17 protein-coding genes, 2 tRNA genes and 1 pseudogene are annotated in these 22,332 nt (G+C 49.0%); 8 read left to right on the top strand and 12 right to left on the bottom strand.

Features of this window, described 5'->3' with window-relative positions:
* Nucleotides 1-218: 218 nt before the first annotated feature.
* Nucleotides 219-1,232, top strand: coding sequence for an aspartate-semialdehyde dehydrogenase (locus JHU38_RS04115; RefSeq protein WP_107582161.1), 1,014 nt, complete (start codon nucleotides 219-221; stop codon nucleotides 1,230-1,232).
* Between the two features lie 11 nt (nucleotides 1,233-1,243).
* Here JHU38_RS04115 and JHU38_RS04120 read toward each other — a convergent pair whose 3' ends face one another.
* Nucleotides 1,244-1,621, bottom strand: coding sequence for a RidA family protein (locus tag JHU38_RS04120; protein ID WP_107582160.1), 378 nt, complete (start codon nucleotides 1,619-1,621; stop codon nucleotides 1,244-1,246).
* 50 nt (nucleotides 1,622-1,671) lie between these two features.
* Nucleotides 1,672-1,842 carry an RNA polymerase sigma factor gene (locus tag JHU38_RS04125; protein WP_158267305.1) on the bottom strand — a complete coding sequence of 57 codons (171 nt, stop codon included), beginning with the start codon at nucleotides 1,840-1,842 and terminating at the stop codon, nucleotides 1,672-1,674.
* Between the two features lie 154 nt (nucleotides 1,843-1,996).
* On the opposite strand from JHU38_RS04125, the gene JHU38_RS04130 reads away from it, so the two are divergent.
* Both JHU38_RS04130 and JHU38_RS04135 read left to right on the top strand, forming a co-directional pair.
* Complete coding sequence (locus JHU38_RS04130) at nucleotides 1,997-2,266, top strand: DUF1573 domain-containing protein (protein ID WP_107582158.1); 270 nt, start codon at nucleotides 1,997-1,999, stop codon at nucleotides 2,264-2,266.
* A gap of 192 nt (nucleotides 2,267-2,458) precedes the next feature.
* A complete protein-coding gene (locus JHU38_RS04135) occupies nucleotides 2,459-4,243 on the top strand; it encodes an alpha-L-fucosidase (protein WP_232369831.1) in 1,785 nt (594 codons plus the stop codon).
* 109 nt (nucleotides 4,244-4,352) lie between these two features.
* Here JHU38_RS04135 and JHU38_RS04140 read toward each other — a convergent pair whose 3' ends face one another.
* Complete coding sequence (locus JHU38_RS04140) at nucleotides 4,353-6,236, bottom strand: heavy metal translocating P-type ATPase (protein WP_107582414.1); 1,884 nt, start codon at nucleotides 6,234-6,236, stop codon at nucleotides 4,353-4,355.
* Between the two features lie 325 nt (nucleotides 6,237-6,561).
* On the opposite strand from JHU38_RS04140, the gene JHU38_RS04145 reads away from it, so the two are divergent.
* Complete coding sequence (locus tag JHU38_RS04145; RefSeq protein WP_107582156.1) at nucleotides 6,562-6,999, top strand: Hsp20/alpha crystallin family protein; 438 nt, start codon at nucleotides 6,562-6,564, stop codon at nucleotides 6,997-6,999.
* Nucleotides 7,000-7,117: 118 nt separating this feature from the next.
* On the opposite strand, the gene JHU38_RS04150 is transcribed toward JHU38_RS04145, so the two are convergent.
* Together JHU38_RS04150 and JHU38_RS04155 are read right to left on the bottom strand one after the other, a co-directional pair.
* A complete protein-coding gene (locus JHU38_RS04150) occupies nucleotides 7,118-9,712 on the bottom strand; it encodes a transglutaminase-like domain-containing protein (protein ID WP_107582155.1) in 2,595 nt (864 codons plus the stop codon).
* A complete protein-coding gene (locus JHU38_RS04155; RefSeq protein WP_107582154.1) occupies nucleotides 9,709-10,458 on the bottom strand; it encodes a copper homeostasis protein CutC in 750 nt (249 codons plus the stop codon). Before JHU38_RS04155 ends, JHU38_RS04150 begins: the two co-directional genes overlap by 4 nt.
* 816 nt (nucleotides 10,459-11,274) lie before the next feature.
* Here JHU38_RS04155 and rsmA point away from each other — a divergent pair.
* The 3 genes from rsmA (at nucleotide 11,275) to JHU38_RS04170 (ending at nucleotide 13,944) form a co-directional block, all read left to right on the top strand.
* Nucleotides 11,275-12,078, top strand: a complete 804-nt coding sequence (rsmA, locus tag JHU38_RS04160) for a 16S rRNA (adenine(1518)-N(6)/adenine(1519)-N(6))-dimethyltransferase RsmA (RefSeq protein WP_107582153.1) — start codon at nucleotides 11,275-11,277, stop codon at nucleotides 12,076-12,078.
* Nucleotides 12,079-12,132: 54 nt separating this feature from the next.
* A tRNA-Leu gene (locus JHU38_RS04165) sits at nucleotides 12,133-12,214 on the top strand.
* A 74-nt stretch (nucleotides 12,215-12,288) separates the two neighbouring features.
* A complete protein-coding gene (locus tag JHU38_RS04170; protein WP_232369830.1) occupies nucleotides 12,289-13,944 on the top strand; it encodes a phosphatase PAP2 family protein in 1,656 nt (551 codons plus the stop codon).
* 353 nt (nucleotides 13,945-14,297) lie between these two features.
* Here the strand turns inward: JHU38_RS04170 and asnS are convergent, their stop codons facing one another.
* From asnS to JHU38_RS04205, 7 genes and pseudogenes are all read right to left on the bottom strand, one after another.
* The gene (gene asnS / locus JHU38_RS04175) at nucleotides 14,298-15,692 is read right to left on the bottom strand and encodes an asparagine--tRNA ligase (RefSeq protein WP_107582152.1); all 1,395 of its coding nucleotides are present in this window, start codon (nucleotides 15,690-15,692) and stop codon (nucleotides 14,298-14,300) included.
* A gap of 12 nt (nucleotides 15,693-15,704) precedes the next feature.
* On the bottom strand, nucleotides 15,705-17,132 hold the full coding sequence (locus JHU38_RS04180; protein WP_207859307.1) for a pseudouridine synthase: 1,428 nt from the start codon (nucleotides 17,130-17,132) through the stop codon (nucleotides 15,705-15,707).
* An 80-nt stretch (nucleotides 17,133-17,212) separates the two neighbouring features.
* A complete protein-coding gene (gene purB / locus JHU38_RS04185; RefSeq protein ID WP_107582150.1) occupies nucleotides 17,213-18,559 on the bottom strand; it encodes an adenylosuccinate lyase in 1,347 nt (448 codons plus the stop codon).
* A gap of 157 nt (nucleotides 18,560-18,716) precedes the next feature.
* Nucleotides 18,717-18,791 (bottom strand) — tRNA-Val (locus tag JHU38_RS04190).
* 720 nt (nucleotides 18,792-19,511) lie between these two features.
* Nucleotides 19,512-20,528, bottom strand: a complete 1,017-nt coding sequence (locus tag JHU38_RS04195) for an IS3 family transposase (protein WP_107582149.1) — start codon at nucleotides 20,526-20,528, stop codon at nucleotides 19,512-19,514.
* Between the two features lie 2 nt (nucleotides 20,529-20,530).
* On the bottom strand, nucleotides 20,531-20,881 hold the full coding sequence (locus JHU38_RS04200; RefSeq protein ID WP_107582148.1) for a helix-turn-helix domain-containing protein: 351 nt from the start codon (nucleotides 20,879-20,881) through the stop codon (nucleotides 20,531-20,533).
* A gap of 467 nt (nucleotides 20,882-21,348) precedes the next feature.
* A pseudogene (locus tag JHU38_RS04205) lies at nucleotides 21,349-21,669 on the bottom strand (DUF4372 domain-containing protein); the annotation flags it as partial.
* Between the two features lie 354 nt (nucleotides 21,670-22,023).
* Here JHU38_RS04205 and JHU38_RS04210 point away from each other — a divergent pair.
* The coding region (locus tag JHU38_RS04210) for a DUF4372 domain-containing protein (protein ID WP_207859311.1) at nucleotides 22,024-22,332 on the top strand (309 nt) is incomplete at its 3' end.

The raw sequence follows: 22,332 nt of genomic DNA on the forward strand, positions 1-22,332 counted from the left end.
AAGATAGTGTAATCTTTTAGGTATCTGTCTACCCAAATCAAGGAAAGAATAACCTCTTTTACGGAATGTTGAGTGATAGGAAACATACGAGCAACAACAATATGCGTTTATGAAAGTATGGGGACAGGCGTGTTTTTCCTGCCATTTTACAATGTTAATCCGTCTAATTATCGTAAATTTGCCGTAAAATTGCACATTAAATTTAAATTTTATCGATTATGAAAGTAGCGATTGTTGGCGCGAGTGGCGCCGTAGGACAGGAATTTCTGCACATTCTCGCAGAGAGAGACTTCCCCATGGACGATTTGGTGTTGTTCGGTTCGGAGCGGAGTGCCGGACGGAAGTACAACTTCAAGGGGAAGGAATATGAAGTGAAACTACTACAGCATAACGATGACTTTAAGGATGTAGACATTGCTTTCGCATCGGCCGGCGGAAGCACTTCGGAGGAGTTTGCCGAAACCATCACGAAGCATGGGGCCGTGATGATTGACAATTCCAGCGCTTTCCGCATGTGTGACGACGTGCCCTTGGTGGTGCCCGAGGTGAATGCGGCCGACGCCCTGACGCGTCCCCGCGGCATTATCGCCAACCCCAATTGCACCACGATCATGATGGTGGTGGTGCTGAAGCCCATCGACGACCTGAGCCATATCCGCAAAATCCATGTCTCCAGCTACCAGAGTGCCAGCGGAGCGGGAGCCGCCGCGATGGCCGAATTGCAACAGCAGTACAAGGAGCTGGTGGAGGAAGGCCGTGTGAAGACCGTCGATAAATTCCCCCATCAGCTGGCTTACAACGTGATTCCGCAGATAGACAAGATGATGGCCAACGACTATACGAAGGAAGAGATGAAGATGTTCAATGAGACGCGCAAAATTATGCACAGCGACGTACGCACGAGTGCTACCTGTGTGCGTGTCAGTTCGCTGCGCAGCCATTCCGAAAGCGTATGGTTTGAAACCGAGAAACCGTTGGAAGTGGCCGACATCCGAAAGGCCCTTGAGACCGCGCCGGGCGTTTTCTTGGTCGACGATCCGCAGAACTACGTCTATCCCATGCCGCTGGAGAGTGCCGGTAAAGATGATGTATACGTGGGCCGCGTACGTAAGGACTTGGCCGACGACAATGGCAACACGCTGTGGCTTACGGGCGACCAAATAAGAAAAGGAGCCGCCCTCAATGCCGTTCAGATAGCTGAATATTTGATACGGGTGGGCAACGTGAAATAGCGAAGCCTTTTCTACCTTGCTGCCAACACTTCCACTTCGACGAGGGCACCCTTAGGCAACTTCTCTACAGCTACGGCGGAGCGTGCCGGGAACGGACTGCTGAAGAACTGGGCATACACTTCATTCATGGCGGCAAAGTCGTCCATGCTGTCGAGATAGACCGTTGTCTTTACGACATTGGCCAGATCGAGGCCCGCCGCTTGCAGAATGCTTTGCGCGTTGAGGATAGACTGGCGGGTCTGTTCCTTGATTCCACCTTCCGGAAACCGGCCTGTTGTAGGGTCGATGGGCAATTGTCCCGAGGCATAAACAAATCCGTTCACTTCGATGGCCTGGCTGTAAGGACCGATGGCAGCAGGTGCTTTTTCTGTGCTAATTACTTTTTTCATTTTCGTTATTGTTAAGTTAAATGTTTCTTATATATATAATGTGTAAACGTTTAATTTAAATAGAGCCGTTCAAAATCATCGGCAGAATCGCTATCAGCTAAAAAGCGCATGGCGTAATTGTGCAAGCGTGGATAGTAAGTGGCAAAAAGATATCCATATGCCTCATGCTTACCGTCCCTAATGCCAGCAATAAGAATCGTATTGTCAGAATAGTCTTGCATAATGAAATGACGCCGCTTAGCCATGCGACGCATGCAAAAATACAATAAAATTCCCGAAGCACAAGAAAAGTGTGACGTTTAAGTAAAAAAACACCATAATTAAAGAATTATCTTTTCCCCTTTTTCACTACCTTTGTTCTATCTAACGCATTCTATGGCAAAGTTCTCATTACTTTTTATTTGCGTTTTAAGTTTCATAACTGATCTTAAAGCACAGCAACCTGTTTACAATCGCCAGTTTGTTTACGACCAAAAAGTGTTTGATTTCGGAACAATCCAAGAGAAGGCGGGGGAAGTACGGCATACGTTTATCTTTACGAACAAAGGGACTAAGCCCGTCATCATTTCGGATGCAAATGCCTCGCAGCATTACGCTTCAACCCAAGCAACGCACGGTCGTAAAGGTTTCGTACACGGCATGTAAACGCTATCGCTACAATCGCCGCATGACTCTCCAGCCAATAGTGAATGGCAAGAAAGTAAAATCGCTGAAAATCACTTGGCTTGCTACACATCCATAATTCCAAAAGCCCTTTTCGATGTCGATTATTCTAACAAAAACAATATCATAATTTTCAACCAAATGACTAAAAACCTATTTCTCTTATCGTTATGTATGATAGCTGCCACAGCCGGTCATGCCCAGACAACAGCGCCAGAGCCTATTGCGCCATTACCGGAACCACGCCAAGTGGCTTGGCAACAGCTCGAAACCTACGCGTTCGTGCACTTCGGTCCCAACACTTTCAATGATCGCGAATGGGGATATGGCGACGCCAACCTCAATACGTTCGCTCCTACCCGACTTGATTGTGAGCAATGGGCCCGCACGGCTAAGGCTGCCGGGCTGAAAGGAATCATCCTGACAGCCAAACATCATGATGGTTTTTGTCTGTGGCCTTCGAAATATACCGACTATAGCGTGCGTAATACCCCTTATAAAGATGGTAAAGGCGATATTGTGGGCGAACTGGCGACAGCTTGCAAGAAGTATGGTTTGAAGCTCGGACTCTACCTTTCGCCTTGGGATCGCCATCAAGCGTTTTACGGCACCGACCTCTATCGCGAGTATTTCTACGCGCAACTCACGGAATTACTGACCCAGTATGGTCCCTTGTTTGAGGTGTGGTTCGACGGCGCTAACGGCGGCGATGGCTGGTATGGCGGCGCTAAGGAGACGAGAAAGATAGACAATCGCACCTATTATGATTTTCCACAGGCGTGGAAGTTGGTCGACAAGCTGCAACCCGAAGCCATTATCTTCAGCGACGAAGGTCCGGGATGCCGCTGGGTAGGTAATGAGAACGGTTATGCCTTCGCCACCAATTGGTCGTTCTTGCGCAGCAAGGATGTCTATCCCGGCTACTCCAAGCACTGGGAATTGCAGCAGGGACATGCCGATGGCGATAAATGGGTGCCTGCGGAGTGTGACGTTTCTATCCGTCCGGGATGGTTCTATCATGCGTCTGAAGACAGTAAAGTGAAGACTGTGGACCATCTGGTAGACCTATACTATCGCAGTGTGGGACATAACGGAACACTTCTTCTCAATCTACCGGTCAACCGTGAAGGCTTGGTTCATCAGATCGATTCCACCCATTTGGTAAAATTCTACAAACAGATTACCGCAGAACTAAAGACAAACCTTATCAAACAGGCCAAGGTGACAGCCACCAACACGCGCAGTTCTGCTTTTGCTCCCGGCAAGATGACCGACGATGACTTCAACACCTATTGGGCAACAAAGGATGGAACCTCTACGGGTGACATTCTGATCAAGTTTGGCAAACTGCAGAAAGTAAATCGTCTGAAACTCCAAGAATATATTCCTTTGGGTCAGCGGGTACGTAAGTTCGAAGTGGAATATCTTAATGGTAAGCAATGGCTACCCATTCAGATGAACGAAGAGACCACCACAATAGGTTACCGGCGCCTTCTCCGCTTCAAAACGATACAGACCAAGGCCATCAGAATACGAATTACCGACGCGCGCGGCCCACTCTGTATCAATGAGATCGGTGCTTACTACGCCCCCAACGCCAAGGAAGTCTATGTCGAAAAGGCCGAAGACGTGAACGGACTGGCTTATACCGAAGCCGACCGGACTGACAATACCGTCACCTTTGATTTAGGGAAAACACAGAACATACGTTCGTTCTTCTACATTCCTAATCCTGAAATGAAAGGGCTTGGACTGGTTTCCAATTATGAAATATCAGTAGGTAATAGTCTTGACAATATGAAAGTCGTAGCCTCGGGCGAATTTTCCAACATCCGCAACAACCCCGTGATGCAGTCGGTTTATTTCACTCCGGTCAATGCCCGCTACGTCATGCTGCGTGCTACGCGTATGGTGACCGACGGCGATAAACTCAACGATTTGAAAATAGCCATCCGGTAATGATTCCGGATGATCTAAAATCTTCTAAAAAGAGTCTAAAATAGCAAGAGGGCGCTCCCGTTGTGGGGCGCCCTCTTGCTGTTTTATAGGAGGAATGGAGGGGAGACGCTCATTGCCTGAGCGCACGCATGGCATTGAGCACGGCCAATACCATGACACCTACGTCGGCAAAGACCGCCAGACCCATCGAGGCCAGGCCGCCCGTAGCCAGAATCAGCACGGCCACTTTAATGCCGATGGCAAACCAAGCGTTCTGGCGGGCGATGCCGATGGTGCGTCGGGCTATACGAATGGCCGTGGCAATCTTCGACGGCTTGTCGTCCATCAGTACCACGTCGGCGGCTTCGATGGCCGCGTCAGACCCTAAGCTGCCCATGGCAATGCCGATATCGGCGCGGGCCAACACGGGCGCGTCGTTGATACCGTCGCCCACAAAGGCCAACCGGCCCGTTCTGGCAGTTTCGCCGAGCAATTTCTCGACAGCTTTCACCTTATCGGCCGGCAGCAGTTCGGCGTGATACTCATCCAAATGGAGCTGGCCGGCAACGTGTTCGGCCACTTCCCGCCGGTCGCCCGTCAGCATGACGGTACGCGCTACGCCCAGTGCCTTCAGCCGACTGACGGCTTCCTCGGCGTCGGTCTTCAGCCTATCGGCGATAACGACGTGGCCCGCGTATTCGCCATCGACGGCCACATGCACCACGGTACCTGCGTTTTGTCGACATTTGGGACACGCGTGCAACCGCGCGCCGATGGCTTCCATCATCTTCTCGTTGCCCACGCAGACGGTCTGTCCGTTCACTCGGGCCCGTATACCCTGACCGGCAATCTCCTCAACATTCTCCACCGAGCAGCTGTCGTGTTCATTCGGATAGGCCGTTCGCAGGCTGGCAGCGATGGGATGGGTGGAGTAGCGTTCCACGTGGGCCGCCAGATGGAGCAGTTCCGTGGGACTGAGACGGTCGGGATGAACCGCGTCGACCGCGAACTCACCTCGCGTAAGCGTTCCCGTCTTGTCGAAAACGACGGTGCGGGTCTTGGCCAGCGCGTCCATGAAGTTACCGCCTTTGATGAGTATACCATGGCGCGAGGCGCCGCCAATGCCCGCGAAAAACGTCAGCGGGATGGAAATGACCAGCGCGCAGGGACACGATACCACGAGGAACGTGAGCGCCCGATAGAGCCATGTGGGGAAGGCGACGGCGTAATGATCGGCAAAGAGGGGCGGCACGATGGCCAAAGCGACGGCCAGCAACACGACGGCGGGCGTGTAGACATGGGCGAACCGGCGGATGAACGTTTCGCTGCGCGACTTGTTCTCGCCCGCGCTTTCCACTAAGTTGATAATCTTCGTGGCGGTCGACTCGCCGAAAGTCTTTTCCGCTTTCACCTTCAGCAGGCCCGAAATATTAACACATCCGGAGACAACCTCATCGCCCCGGCCCACGTCGCGCGGCATACTCTCGCCCGTCAGCGCTACGGTGTTGAGGGCCGAGCTGCCTTCGACGACCCTTCCGTCCAGCGGAATCTTCTCTCCGGGTTTCACGATAATCGTTTCGCCCACCCGCACTTCTTCCGGACTCACCGTCACCACGCTGCCTTCGCGCTCCACATTGGCCGTATCGGGACGGAGGTCCATCATCTTCGAAATAGAGTCTCGGCTCTTGTCTTCGGCATAATCCTCGAAGAGTTCGCCCAGCTGGAAGAAGAGCATAACGAAGACCGCTTCGGGCATTTGCTGCTCGGCACCGGGCAGAAAGCCGATGAGCAGCGCGCCGATGGTGGCAATGCTCATGAGAAAATCCTCGTCGAACGGATCGCCCTCGGTGATTCCTTCCCAGGCTTCGGCCAGCACGTCATAACCAATCAACAGATAGGGCACCATGTAAACGAGCAGGAGTTGCCACATCTGCAAGTGTAAAGTGCGCTCGGCCAGATAAGCTACGCCCAGTAGCACGGCCGTCAAAATGATTCTCAGTAGTTTCTTATTCATCATGTTTAACTATAAGTTTGCGAATAAACGGCAAAGGACTGTTTTCCCTTTACGCTGTCGCAAAGGTAAAATATATTTCGTGCAACCGGGTTGCAAACTTGCGTTCGGGCAGCCTTCATCGTAAACAACGTTTAAATTTCGTGACATTTTTGTCAGCATAAGTAAATTATTTTAAACTATGCTGACAGCCTTGGCGTAGGTCTGGCGCACAAGGGGCATGGCATGTTTGTTGCACGATAACCGGTGAAGCTGATGAGAGCCGTAAAAAGCTTGTAAATCAGTTCGTTAAAATGTTTAATTAAAAATATAATCGGAGGTATTTATGATGTTGTTTCCAGTATTAAGATCGAATGATTGGCTTGACAATGCTTTCAATGATTTCTTTGACAACAGGGCATTGGCCAGAATGAACGCTACGGCTCCGGCCGTCAACGTAAAAGAAGACGAAAAGAGCTATACGATGGAGATAGCCGTTCCGGGAATCAAGAAAGAATTCTGCAGGGTGGCCATCAATGATGACGGCGACTTGGAATTGGCCATCGAGAACAAGATGGAGCACAAGGAGGAAAACAAGGGCGAAAAGAAAGAGCATTATTTGCGTCGCGAGTTTTCTTATTCCAACTATCAACAGGTTTATACGCTGCCTGACGACGTGGATAAAGAGCATATCTCGGCCAAGGTGAACAATGGCGTGCTGACCATCGACATGCCTAAGTTGGCAAAGGCGGAGAAGAAAATCCAGCGTAGCATTACCGTCGGATAGCATGTCGCATACGGGCCTGTGGCTGCGCCACGGTGCTCGGGAATAACAAAGAAAAGCTTTTGAAAAGGGATGAAGGGTCCTCTTTTCAAAAGCTTTTTTCGTTTGTATGGGCGCAAGATCAGAGCTTCTGCGCCACCTTCACGATTTGCTCGCCCAGGCCGATGGTGTAGCCTTGACTTACGAAGACCACGCGGTTGAACGTGTCGGCAATGACAAACATCGGCAGCTGCGTCTCGTTTTTCAGTTTCATCTGCGTGGCTATCTGATGCTTGATCTTACCATCGCGGTCGATACCGAAGATGGTGTTCCGAGGCAACGAACCGAATTCGGCCTTGTTGAACTTCTGTGCCGCGGCCTCGTTCTCGAAAAGCAGCACGAACGGGCGACCCCATTGGTCGAGCTTGTCTTTCAGTTTGGCGATGTCGTGCAGGGCATGATTGGTGGGTTCCTGACCTACGCCGAGCACGCCGATGACGAAGTAGCCGCGGCCCGTCTGCGAGAGAACGCTCACTTCCTTACCGTCTTTTATCAGCTTCGACTCGCTGTCGAAGTTGCCGATGACCTTGACGCCGTCGGTCGTTTCACGTATCTTCAGGTCGACATGCGTCGTCTTTCCCGCCTCAACACCGAAGATGGTGTTGCGGGCCAGTACGCTTCCGTCGGCCAATCGCTGTCCCGTAACGAGCAGATAGGTGCCTTCGTCCAGCGGGGTTCCGTCCTTGAAGACGCCGGCCCATGAGGTGCCGCCACCCATATCGACCTGTCCTTCGTCAAAGTTAAGCAGTTGCGTGCGCCCGTCGACAATCTTGCTGATGGTGAAATAGCTGTAATACTTGGGATTATCCAGCAGAGGCGTGGGCCGGTAGTCGAGCACGAGCGTACCGGTGCGGGCCACCGATGGCGTGGTTTGGTTGAAATTGACATCCATCCATCGGCCGTCGTGGCGGTATTGCACCTTTTGGGTGACGACGTCTTTCCGCGCTTCGATATCGAGACTGCGGGCCAGGTCAACGAAGAAGATGTCGCGTGAGCGCGCGTCGGTCAGCCGTGATTTCCAAACACCCATCGGCGTCTGCGGAATACGCATGGCACGCGTGTCCGGATTCAGTTTGACATGCGTGCGAATCCAGTCTACCAGCAAGGCCGGATTTTGCCGGAAACGCTGGCGGTCGGCCGCGCTGAAAGCGTCGTAAAGAGCCTGCTTGAAAGGCAAAATGACGAGTTCGTCCTCTACGCGCGGACTCAACTGGTCGCTCTTCGCGTTCATGTTGTCGTCGAGAATGTCGCGTTGCATGTCGCGCAGATCCTTGTTGCTCAGCGTGGAGAGCAAGTCCATCGCCCTTTCCTGGCGGTCGGCGTTCTGTTCTATGAAGTCTTTGATGACCCGCCAGTTGCCGCGTGCCTTGACAAGATAAGGTATGGCTTGGGGATAAGCATAACCTTTCAGGCTTTCCTCGGTGGGGAAGGTGGCGATGTAAGCGTTGCGAAGGGAGTCTTCGAAGGCGAAACGACGGTCGTTTTCCCGGCGTTGCGCCGGCGTGACGGCGGGCAGATTGGCCTTTTCAGACGGCGGGACGATGTTAATGTCCTGCCCCGTCAGGCGCGTAGACCGGTCATAATCGAGTTTGATGGTGATGAGCTTGTCCTTTCCGAACGAGGCCTTGGCATAGCCGAAGCGGCCGTTCTTCGACGCCCAGACGAGCATGTCGCCTTCACCGGCCGTGAGAAAGGTCTCGCCCTTGGCGTTGGTATATTTGGAAGCGGCCGTGTAGAATTCGGCGTAATTATAGATTTTGAAGTCTACGCGCGCGTCGTTCACGGGCTTGCCGTTTCGGTCTACCACCTTGAAGTCGGTCCGCGCCGAACTGCCGTAGTTGTCGATGAGGTTGATTTCGGTGAAGTTGCCCGTGCGAAGCATTACTTCCTCCGGTCCGCGATAGTCGCCGAAAGCCCGGGTGTGCATCAGCATGGCTCTCGAAGCCGGCGCGTTGAACCATCCCAAGTTCAGCACGGGCTCGGGCTCGCAGGCTCCCAGGAAGTACCACTTGCCGTCGGCCCACGCTTCCACCCACGCGTGGTTGTCGTCGGTGTGTGCCCATCGCGGCGTATAGACCTGTCGGGCGGGAATGCCGATGGAGCGGAGGGCGGCCACGGTGAACGTACTTTCCTCGCCGCAACGGCCCCGGCCCGTGCGAATACTCTGCAACGGCGAGGATGTGCGGGCGTCTGACGGCTCGTAGGTGACATGCTCGTGGCACCAGTGGTTCACTTCAAGAATGGCGTCTTTCATCGACAGCCCCTTGACGCGCTGTTTCAGTTCTTTATAAAACAAGGCACGCGAATCGTCGAGCGGTTCGTTGTTGACACGCATGGGCACTACGAAGTGGCGGAAGAGCAGTTCGGGCACTTGTTTTCCCCACGTCATCTCGCGTCGGGTCTGCAAGGCGGTGCGCACATTGTTAAGATGATAGGCCGTAGGATAGTCGGTAGCGTCGGCCACAGGCATGTAAGCATAGAGAAACCGCAGAGCTTCCTGCTCCTCGGGCGTCACTTTAAGTCCCTTGATGTTGTAGAACTGCGCGCCAATCAGCTTCATCTTTTGCTGAAAAGCGGTCTCGGTTTTCTGGCGGTAAGCCGCGTCGGTAATGAAATGCTGCGCATGCGAAGTAATCGTCATGGCGAAAAACAGCAGAGATAGATATGCTTTTTTCATAATAATTGATTAATCGTATTTTTTACGCGTTGTTCGGTGGTGAGCATGAGATTAGCTTCTTCGGCCCCCTTTGCGCCCATATAAACGGACGGATTGAAATAAGTCATGCGGCTGGGTTGTGGTTCGCGGGCCGAGAAATGGAAGTTTCTGACGCCCGTTTCACGTCCGATCACAGCGATATTCTGTTCGTTGACACCGCAACCGGCCATGATTTTCAGGCGTTCACCTGCCTTTTCGTTCAGTTGTCGCAGTAGCGCGATGCCTTGGTCGGCCGTAGGTTGCTGTCCCGAAGTGAGGATGCGGTCGAAACCTAAATCAATGATGTCTTCCAAGGCTTGCAACGGTTGGCAACAACGGTCGAATGCCCGATGGAACGTGGCGTGCATCTCACCGACGTGCTGCATCAGTAGGGCGTTGGCCTCACGGTCGACGAACCCATCGGGAGTGAGACAACCGAAGACTACACCGTCCACGCCAAGCTCCCGACACAGGTCGATATCCATGACCATGCGCTCTATTTCGAGTGGCGAATAGAGAAAATCACCGCCTCGGTTGCGAATGATGACATGCAACCGGGTCGCTTTGAGCAGCCGACGGGCCATCTTGATTTCGCCGTAAGAAGGGGTCGTGCCGCCTTCAGGAATGCCGGCACACAGTTCCACACGGTCGGCACCGGCCAGTTGAGCCTGAACGCAGCTCTCGACACTGTTGGCGCAGACCTCGATTTCAAATTCGTTGCGATTCATAAAGGCAGTTTTTACCGTTTAGGATGATTGACTTTGCAAAGCTACTAAATTTATTTTAATACGGAACGATTTAGCCATAAAACTCTTAAAGGATGGAAGGAGTTTAGGTATAAGATTATTTTGCCGGCCTATCGACGGGAGAATTGCTTTATTAAATCCATAGGTCAACGCTTGCCATAAAATCTTCCGCAAGTGCTGAAATAATTTTACAAAAGGCTGAAAATGCAGGCGTTATTTCAAAATAATCAGACAACGGGCTGAAATAAGCGATTCTACGACGTTTTTTGTATTTAACTCATAATCAGTTAATTACATAAAAATACCCCTTTCTTTGCCCCAAACACCTCTGTCAAAACATGGCTTTTACACGTTAATTGTGGCCTTTTTACCGGCTAAAAGCACTGCAATGACGGGCTAAAAGCACTGCTTTGGGAGCGTAAAAGCATAACGATGACCCGTCAAAACATAAAAATCACGTTCCGTTGAAGGCATTTTCAGCTCTCAAACGGTAAAGAAGGGGGCGGCAATCACACTATTTGAACAATTTTTTCAGACACTTTTTCGGTAATATTTTTATACAAAAGGCAAATAACATTTCACATGTTTGACATAAAGACATAAAGCTAATCACATTTCACATTAGCTTTATGTCTTTCTTGGCCGCTTGCGGCCCTTATGTCTTTGTTCCCCGTTGACAGAAAAATATGTCCTTATGTCTTTATGTCCTTAAAAACAACATGAGGAAAATATGTCCTTATGTCAAAGAATCGAAAAGAAATTCGTACTTTTGCAGCCGATTATCAACCCCATTATCGGATGAAAGCAGTTAAGCCCAAGAAGAATTTAGGTCAACATTTCCTGACCGATTTGGATATCGCACGTCGCATAGCGGATACGGTGGACGCCTGTCCCGATATTCCCGTATTGGAAATCGGACCCGGCATGGGGGTGCTCACACAGTATCTGGTGACGAAAGACCGACCCGTGAAAGCGGTAGAAATAGACGCTGAAAGTGTGGCTTATCTGCACGAGGCATTCCCCAAGCTGCGTGACAATATCATCGGTGAAGACTTCCTTCGCATGGACCTGAGTCGCGTATTCGACGGCCAATCCTTTGTTTTGACGGGCAATTACCCCTACGATATCTCCAGCCAGATCTTCTTCAAAATGCTTGATTACAAGGAACTGATTCCTTGCTGCACGGGCATGATTCAGCGCGAGGTGGCCCAACGTATAGCCGGCGTGCCGGGCAACAAGGCCTATGGCATTCTGTCGGTGCTCATCCAAGCTTGGTACGATGTGGAATATCTCTTCACGGTGGACGAAAATGTGTTCAATCCACCGCCCAAGGTGAAGAGCGCTGTCATCCGAATGACCCGCAACGGTGTAACGGATTTGGGCTGCGATGAGCAGCTTTTCAAGCGATTGGTCAAGACCGTATTCAATCAGCGGCGTAAAATGCTGCGCGTATCGATCAAGCAAATGTTCGCGGCCGAGAAGCCCGGAGCCGACTTTTTCGCCTTGGATGTCATGCCGAAACGCCCCGAACAGCTTACGGTGGCGCAGTTCGTGGAACTGACCAACATCGTGGAAGAAGCACTGGGCAGGCTAAACAAATAAAAACTTGATTTATTTTGCAATTCCCCGGAAAAGCATTACTTTTGCATCCGTTACGCGCCTGTGGCGGAATTGGTAGACGCGCCAGACTTAGGATCTGGTGGTTCACGCTGTGCAGGTTCGAGTCCTGTCAGGCGCACATAAATATTAAGGTGTAAAAGTGTTAAGAGGTTAGAATGGCCACTTGACACTTTTTTAGCTTCATTGAGAATCATGAGATTGCTATTATTGAGCCTATTGAATTTGATAGGTAACGTCAACGGATGTTGTGCCCATGTCCGGGCCGCCTCTCCTACAGTCGATTCAGTCATTGTCGCCAAAGCCGTGCACGATACGATCCGTTTTTTGAACGACACGTCGGCTACGAATGAGCGTAGAAGCGTGGCGAAGACGCTACCGGCCATACATCGTTCGTTGGAGAAGGAAATGACCTGGGCCGGCCTTCCCTGGTTGGCAGCCGGCATTGCCATTCGTGGAGAACGGCAGAATATCCGCGGGCTGCGCAATAAATTTCAATACAACTTTCACAATACCAGCGACAACTATTCGCAATACGTGCCTTTGGCTTTGGTGTCGGGGCTCCAGCTGGCCGGCGTAAAAGGACATACCAATATAGGACGCTATACGGCCAGCGCCTTCTTGTCGCTTGCCATTATGGCAACACTGGTCAACGGTATCAAGTATTCGGCCAAGGAAATGCGGCCCGACGGCACCACCCGCAACTCGTTTCCCTCCGGCCACACGGCAACAGCATTTGCCACTGCCACGATTCTGCACAAGGAGTATGGGCTCACACGCAGTCCATGGTACAGTCTGGCCGGCTACGCGCTTGCGACGGCCACGGGATGTATGCGTGTCCTGAACAACCGCCATTGGATAAGTGACACATTTGCCGGTGCCGGCTTAGGCGTTTTATCTACAGAATTGGGCTATACCATGGCCGATCTCCTGTTTAAAGATCGGGGATTACTCTTGCCTTACCGAACCGACGCTACGGATTTGATAATTCACCCGTCGTTTTTCAATGTGCAGATGGGGCTGGGAATCGGGAGCCAATCGCTGGATCTGGTGAAAGGCAACGACGAACTTCAAGAGTATTATGAAGACATAAATATTAGAAAGCTACGACTTTCAAGAGCTACCGTCGTGGGAGTGGAAGGGGCGTATTTCTTGAATCGTTACATCGGAATAGGCGGCAGAATGCGCATCGTGTCCCGAAAAGTAAAGAACTGGGAGGATTTTACCCAGAACCCCATCATCGGCTTCATGCTCTCCGCGCCCCAACTGAATGGCTTCGTCGACAATTACACCCTCCATGTCATGTCGGACCATCTGTCGGAATTCAGCATGAGTGGCGGCGTTTATTTCAACTATCCCCTTAGTTCACGCGTGGCCCTCGGAGCCAAACTATTAGCCGGCAGAAGCTATCTTCACGGTGTCGACATCAACGCGGAGGTAGCAGGACACCAACGAGATATCGACATCACGGTAGAGCAGGAGAACGGCAAGCGCGTTTTAACCTATGAAGTGTTGGGAAACGCTTCGAATAACGGAAAGGAGTACAGGGCCGTTTGGGATTACCTGAACGTAGAAGGTAGCCGGGCCATCAATCTGGGTACGGGGGTATCGATTACATTCGCCCACAAGTCGATGATCGCCTGGAAAATCTTCGCGGACTACGATTTTACACGCCGAAACTATACAATCAGGCACATGCCGACAGCTTTCATCCGTGAAGCCGCACGCAGCCTGACCTTTGACGGGCAGCCGGTGACCGATGTCGATCAGTTCTTTCAGCCCAATGTCTATACGCAGAAGAAAAACATTTCGAATGTGGTAATCGGCGGGGCGTTTGTGATTACATTATAGCCTCCCCCGCCCATTGCTTTGCTTTCCCCTCCGGTCAGCGATTTGCAATTCCCTTGCTACGCGAACAGCTAACTTCGGTTTCCCCAAGGAGAGGAGGGTTAACTGCAAAGAGTGTGGAATGTAAAGTGGAATGTGTGAAATGTGAAATGTGGAATGTGAAATGTGGAATGTGAAATGTGGAAGTGTAAAAAAGTAAGCTGTCTACAATTCACACTTCACATTCCACATTAGCTTTATGTCCTTATTCCGTCGCTTGCGACGCCTCAAACAGGAAATATGTTCTTATGTCTTTATGTCTTAAAACATCATAAGAAAATATGTCTTTATGTCATAAAAACATAAGCGCCGTTGGCTCAATATTCCGCGCTTTTTGGTGTACGTGGGAAAGGAATAACGTCACGGATATTCTGCATGCCGGTAACAAAAAGAATAAGCCGTTCGAAGCCAAGACCAAAGCCCGCATGCGGACAAGAACCATACTTGCGGGTATCAAGATACCAACTGTAAGAAGATGGCTCCATGCCACGAGTTTTGATTTCACCGACCAGCTTGTCATAACTTTCTTCACGAACAGAACCGCCAATAATCTCACCGATGCGTGGGAAAAGAACATCCGTGCCCTGCATAGTCTTGCCGTCAGCATTTTTCTTCATATAGAAAGCCTTGATCTCACTGGGATAGTCGGTCATGATGACCGGACGCTTAAAGTATTCCTCAACGAGGAAACGCTCGTGCTCACTGCTAAGGTCCATGCCCCACCCTTTAATCGGAAACTCAAACTTGTGTCCATCCCGCACGGCTTTCTCGAGAATCTGAATACCTTCGCTATAAGTAAGACGGACAAAATCTTCTTTCACAACAGACTCAAGGGTCTGCACAAGGCTCTTATCGATCATCTTATTGAGGAATTCAAGATCGTCTTTGCAATTATCCAAAGCCCAGCGCACACAGTACTTAATGAAATCTTCCTCCAGATCCATCAGCTCTTCCTTATCCATGAAAGCGACTTCAGGCTCTATCATCCAGAATTCAGCCAGGTGGCGAGGCGTATTGCTGTTCTCGGCACGGAACGTAGGACCAAATGTATAGATGGCTCCTAAAGCTGTAGCTCCCAGTTCTCCTTCCAACTGTCCGGAAACAGTAAGACTGGTCTTCTTGCCAAAGAAATCACGGTCATAGGGAACTTCCGCGCCCTCTCTGCCTGTACGGGCAAGATCGAGTGTCGTTACCTGAAACATCTCACCGGCTCCTTCAGCGTCGCTGGCGGTAATCAGCGGCGTATTGAAATAATAGAAACCATGATCATGAAAATACTTGTGAATAGCGATGGCCATGTTATGACGGATGCGAAAGACTGCCCCAAAGGTATTGGTACGTAAACGCAGGTGGGCGTATTTGCGCATGTATTCAAAGCTCTGGCCTTTCTTCTGCATAGGATAGTCGCCCGGACAAAGACCGTAAATCTCAAGCTCACGACATTGTACTTCAGAGGCCTGGCCCGCGCCTTGGCTCTCGACCAACGTACCAACAACATTGATACAAGCCCCCGTAGTAATGCTCTTCAGCATCTCCTCATCAAAGTGGGTAGGATCGACAACAACCTGAATATTCTTAATGGTTGAACCATCATTCAACGCAATAAAGTCGACGGCCTTGCTGCTGCGATGGGAACGGACCCATCCTTTTACATTTATATCTTTACCAAAGTCGGTGCAAACGAGCGCATCGACGATTTTCGTTCTTTTCATTACTTATCAATACTATTCAAACATGCCGCTGCGCAGCATTTCAACTTCTTTCTCTGTAAGGAATCTCCAGTCACCACGACGCAGATTCTTCTTGGTAAGTCCGGCAAACTGCACACGATCAAGTCTTACGACACGATAGCTCAAGCTCTCGAAGATACGACGAACAATGCGATTCTTGCCGCTGTGAATTTCGACACCCACCTGACTCTTGTCGCGCTCATCGGCATACTCGATAGCGTCCGCGTGGATTTCACCATCCTCAAGTTCAATGCCCTCTGCTATTTTCTGCAGGTCAGCCTGCGCAAGCGGTTTATCGAGATGTACATGATAAACCTTCTTCTTCAAGAACTTAGGATGAGTGAGCTTGCTGGCCAGGTCGCCATCATTTGTAAGGAGAAGCACACCTGTCGTATTACGGTCTAAACGTCCTACAGGATAAATGCGCTCCGGACAGGCGCCTTTCACAAGATCCATCACGGTCTTACGCTGCTGCGGATCGTCGCTTGTCGTAACATAATCCTTGGGCTTATTCAGCAGGACATAGACTTTCTTCTCGATACTGACAGGTTGATCGTGGAACTTGATTTCATCGGTACGAAGCACTTTCGTGCCCAATTCGGTAACAACGGTTCCATTTACGCTGACCACGCCGGCCTGGATAAACTCATCGGCCTCGCGACGACTGCATACACCCGCGTTGGCCAAAAACTTATTAAGACGCAACGGCTCATTGGGATCGATATTCTCTTCCTTATACTCTATGCGCTTCTTCATGCTATACTTAGCATTCGGATCATAATCGGCCGAGTGCTGACGATAGCCACCTTGATTATAGCCACCACGCTGCTGATTGCCTCCTTGACCATAGCCGCCGCGTTGCTGATAACCACCACGTTGTTGGCCATAGCCGCCGCGCTGCTGATAACCGCCACGTTGCTGATAACCGCCACGCTGCTGACCATAACCGCCTTGGTTATTATAATTATTACGAGGACGATAGCTGTTCTGCTCGCCTTCCTGATTAGAATCGTTTCCTTCGTAACGGGGGCGATAACCTCCCTGCTGGGCATAACCACCTTCCTGATTCTCACCGTTATAACGAGGACGATAAGGACGTTGCTGACCATAACCACCACGTTGCTGATAGCCACCCTGGTTGTTATAATTATTTCGGGGACGATAAGGACGCTGCTGCCCACCGTTATTCGACAGAAGGGCGGCACCGAAGCCTTCCGGTCGGAAGCCTTCCTCTTGATTGTTGTTCACATTTCCATGGTCAGAGCTATAAGCACGCTGACTATGGATGCGGGGACGCTGCGGACGAGCTCCCGCACGGTAGTCTCTTGAATAATTGCTCCCGGAAGAAGTTGTATAGCCTTCACGGCTACTCGTACTCTCTTCAGAAAAAGACTGAGGGTTGTTTTCCAATTCCTGATCCATTGTTTTGTTTTTTTAAAAATTAAGCCTCACGGCACTGTGTTTGTTATTAACTTTCGATTACTGAATAAATAATATAGGGATTAAATACCTGTATAGTTGGCAGGGGTAATGGCCATCAATTCGGCTTTCACCTCCTCGCTCACGTTTAGGTCTTGAATAAAAGCATGAATAGTCTGCTCGGTCATCTGCTGATTGGTACGGGTCAGCGCTTTTAAGGCTTCGTAAGGATGGGGATAAGCCTCACGGCGCAGAATGGTCTGAATAGCCTCGGCCACAACGGCCCACGTATTATCAAGGTCTGCCCGAATCTTCTCTTCATTTAGAATGAGCTTCCGAAGGCCCTTCAATGTACTTTGTATCGCGATAAGACTATGGCCGAGCGGCACACCGATATTCCGTAAAACGGTACTGTCGGTAAGATCCCGCTGCAAACGGCTTACGGGAAGTTTCCGGGCAAGGAACTGAAGGATGGCATTGGCTATCCCCAGATTACCTTCGCTGTTCTCATAATCTATCGGATTAACTTTATGAGGCATGGCACTCGATCCTACTTCACCTGCTTTAATCTTCTGCTTGAAGTAGTCCATTGAAATATACATCCAGAAATCGCGGTCCAAATCAAGAATAATCGTATTGATACGACGAATCCCATCAAAGATTGCGCCTAAATAATCGTAATTACTGATTTGCGTTGTGTACTGTTCACGTTCCAAACCTAACTTTTCATTTACAAAGCGGTTGCCAAAGGCCTTCCAGTCAAATGCAGGATAAGCCACATGATGAGCATTAAAATTACCGGTTGCGCCACCAAACTTAGCCGTAATCTTGGTTGATTTCAAAAGCCTGAGCTGCTCACTCAGACGATAAACGAAGACCATGATCTCCTTTCCCAAACGAGTAGGAGAAGCCGGTTGGCCATGCGTCTTAGCCAACATGGGCACGTCTTTCCACGCATCGGCATACTGCCGCAACTGCGCTATCAACTCTTCAACTTGCGGATAATACACGTCGACCAAGGCCTCTTTCAACGAAAGCGGCACACTTGTATTATTAATATCTTGCGAAGTAAGTCCAAAATGAATAAATTCCTTGTAAGTTTCGAGACCTCCTATTTTATCAAACTCTTCTTTAATATAATATTCTACGGCCTTCACGTCATGATTGGTGATATTCTCGATTTCCTTCACACGCCGGGCACAAGTTTCATCAAAACACAAATAGATGTCACGTAATCGCTCAAACAAAGTATGATCAAATGATGAAAGCTGGGGCAAAGGTAATTCACACAAAGTTATGAAGTATTCTATTTCAACCCTAATACGATAACGAATAAGCGCAAACTCTGAGAAATAATTAGCCAAAAGTTCCGTCTTCCCCCTATACCGGCCATCAATCGGCGATATGGCAGTGAGCAAATCAAGATTCATATTTTATAAAAAGCAATTATTTATTGCACAAAAGTAGTGATTTAAAACCAGACAGGAACCACGATTAATGATAAAAAAATAAAAAACAATATCCTTTGGCAACCTCTATCAGAAAATATTAAAATAAAAAGAGACTCAATTTGATGAATCTCTTTCGTGGGCGTTGACGGATTCGAACCGCCGACCCTCTGCTTGTAAGGCAGATGCTCTAAACCAGCTGAGCTAAACGCCCTTACTTCTGTAAAGCGAGTGCAAAGATACAATACGAAGAAGAAATCACCAAATAAACAATTTGTTTTTTTACTTTTTTAATAATAAAACTGTAGCTTAGCCAATAGTGTCCTAAATAATTTTTGTGAAAACGCATACAAAGTTGCATCAAATCATTTGATTTGACGTATTTTGTTTCAACGGTAAAACAGCACATCCCCCCTTATGTCTCAAACTCGTTCTCAGGCGGTGGCGTGAACGTTTCCCTTGAGTATCACAATCTCATCAATGAGTACTTCCGGGTGAGCCTTGTCAGGCAAGTCACGCTCGTCCCATGCGCTTATAAATCAGGTTGTCCCTGACTCTGACCGGGTCAGTAGAAAATCAGTGAGGACAGGTTTACAAGTATCAATAATATCTACCGCACCCTGAATTATCTTTACATATACCATCAAAAAAGTGGCATTATTCTGAAAAAGAAAAGACTTGGACGAAAATAAGCGATTGTAGAGCAAGTTTATAAAACACTGGTTATCAATACATTGTACTTTTAAGGATGTTTTCCCTTCACTTTTTCGCCTTTAAAAGCTATGCTTTTAGGCTGTAATCGCGGTCTTTTTGCCGACTAAAAGCTATGCTTTGGCCGTGTAATCGCTATGCTTTGAGCCGATAAAAGTATCACTTTAGGCATAAAAGGGCATCAAAATCGGCAAATCGAAGGCCTTTTTCGCCGTGCCGGCACTTAGATAACATGTTGCGGAAGTGTTAAAATCTGGTAGTTTTTTCTGACAAAATATATCCCCAAGCACAGTTCCATCATCTGATATTGGGTCTCCTTTTTTCTTTTCTGTACGAACTTCGGTATATCCGAGAGTTGTCTTTTCGCAAACGTGTCTTTTATGCCCAATAGGCCTTCCTCATACTTTCTTCTGTAATTGGCCGGCGTGTCGTATCCTATGGCGAAGCACGGTCGTCTTTCGTTGTAGAAGTTGACATACTTTTCAAGGCATCGCCTGACCTCTTTCATGGACCGGAGCTTCTCAATGCGGAAGTCAATGGTCAGCTCTTCCTTGATCCATCCGTTCAGTGCCTCATTTACAGGATTATCCGTCGGTTTCCCCGCCCTTGACATCGACCTTACGATCAGGGTATCTTTAATGAGCTCGTTGTACGCCATTGACGCATAGACGCTCCCCTGGTCGGTATGCAGCACCGTGGGTTCCGTTCCTCCTTCGAGCAGGCTGACGACCTCCTTCAGCCCGTCCACATACTGTTCTCTGGCACCCCTGCGCTCAGCCAGCTGCCAGGAAAGGATTTCCTTGGTAAAGACATCGATGTAGAGGGTCAGTTCAAAATAGTAAATCCAAAACTTCAAGGTCGTCATGTCGGACACGATCACCTGTCTGGGACGGTCTACGGTATCCCACGTGGAGAAGATGAGGTTGGGGAACCTGTCCTTCACCTTCCTCGGCTTGTAATGTACTTTATGCCTGGTTTCAGACTTGATGCCCAAATAGCGGAAACACTGATAGACGAAATTATCGCCGGCCTTTATCCCGAGCGTGTTCCGTATATAGGCGGCCACCCACCTGTATCCGTGAGAGGGGTATCGGGCATGAACCTCTTCCACGGTCTTGACCATGGCCGCCCTGTTGGTGTCACGTTCGGAGGGGACTCGCCTGAGCCTTTGATAGTAACCGGAACGACTGACGCCCATCAGTCCGCAGATGTCCGTCACAGGAAAGTCTCTTGAGAGCATACTCACGATTGTGAATTCTTCGGTTTTAAACGAACATACGCCGTTTGCCCATCCGCCTTCCGGACCAACGCATAGTTTTTTTTTAACCGCTCGTTCTCGATACGCAGTCTCAGTATTTCACGTTTGTAGGCTTCCTCCGTGCGGTCTATACCCTCAGGAAGCACGGACCGGATTTCCGCGTCGGCACGGGCAAGCCCTTCCAAACCGCCTTCCTCGTACTTCTTCAGCCAGCTCTTAAAAGCGCTCTCCGAGATATGGTGGACTGCGCAGAAGGCACGCAACTTGATCTGACCGTTCAGTTTATACTGATGGATCAGGAATTCTTTCTCCAAGGGATTCAAATGCTTTGACATAAAAAGTTCCTTTCCGGTGGATTAAACGACATAAAGCAAAGATAGGAAGTTTATTCCGGATTGCAGAATGTTAGTTATTTTTCCACCATTCAGTGTCCACTTTTTGAGGAGCAGCAAGCCGACAAAGATGTGCCTGTGGTATATTGCCACACTTTACAGTTAAAGCATAGAAAAGAAAAGCGAGGCTTAGAAATAATTTATTCATAAATTTATTTTTAATAAGTAAGTGAACAAAATTAATTTATACAAAACAAATATATGTAATTCCCGTTCTACTCTTAGTTATGGGAAGGCCAAAAGTATTGGGGTTAACCGAGACAGAGCGTCTCGATATGATCCTTCATCGCTAAGCAAGTTTTCCAAGACGATAATAAGTACTGTTGTAGTATTCCACATATCAACACCTCGTAACTTTTGGTTTTGAGTTGAAACGGCTCAAAAGTAACAAAAAGCCATTCTAAATTATTGCCGAAATAATTCAGCAGCTTGTAATAGCATTCGCGAAAGAACGCGCAGGAGCGTTTCTCATTCTGATAAGCGATGTTTGACTTGGAGGGAGCCCGAAGGATACCCAAATGATTCAGGTTGCCATTGGCCGAGCGAAGACCGTTACTTATCTCACGCAGGGATACGCAGTCGGCAAACTGACAGAATATCATGCTCACAAGGTGGCTCCATGTATTAAAGCCCTTGGCATGTTTGTCCGTTCCATGCTTTTTAATCAGAGATTTGATTAAATCTTTAGGTAATTGTTGGATTACTTGAGCGAAAAGTGTTATCTTTGTCATGAAGGAAGTTTTGGTTTTGGGTAAACACTAAGATAAGACTTTTTTGCCTTAGTGAAAACAACTTCCTTCACTTTTTTGAAAAATATTTAGGACACTATTGTGGTTTAGTAGAAAATTGTCCCCACGAAAATTCTATTGGGCCGTGCTTTCGGGGAATTTCCCATTAGCTTTATGTCTTTCTTGGCCGCTTGCGGCCCTTATGTCTTTGTTTCCCGCCGGCTGAAAAATATGTTTTTATGTCTTTATATTGCTGTCCGGTAAACATTTTTGTTATATAAAAGTTAAGGGCTAAAATCCTCACTTGGATTTCAGCCCTTTTTGTTACTTTTGTTTCTGCGAAAAAACTTCAATAACATGGGCAAAAGTACACATTTTAGCGGACAGCCGGTCTATCATCAGGTAATAAAATTACTCGATAAACAAAAAATCAAGAAAATAAGCCTTGAAACACCCCGAAGTGAAGCTTATGTTAAGCGGCTTGATGGGTGGACTCACCTTGTTATAATGCTCTTTGGCATTCTAAAACACTTTGATTCTCTGCGGGAAGTGGAGATTGGCATGAAGGCTGAAGTAAATAAACTGCATCATCTTGGTATCGACTATGTTGCTCGCCGTAGTACGCTTGCTGAAGCCAATAAGCGTCGTTCACAAGAGTTCTTTGCA

It is taken from the genome of Prevotella illustrans, from assembly GCF_017426725.1.
Taxonomy (GTDB): domain Bacteria; phylum Bacteroidota; class Bacteroidia; order Bacteroidales; family Bacteroidaceae; genus Prevotella; species Prevotella illustrans.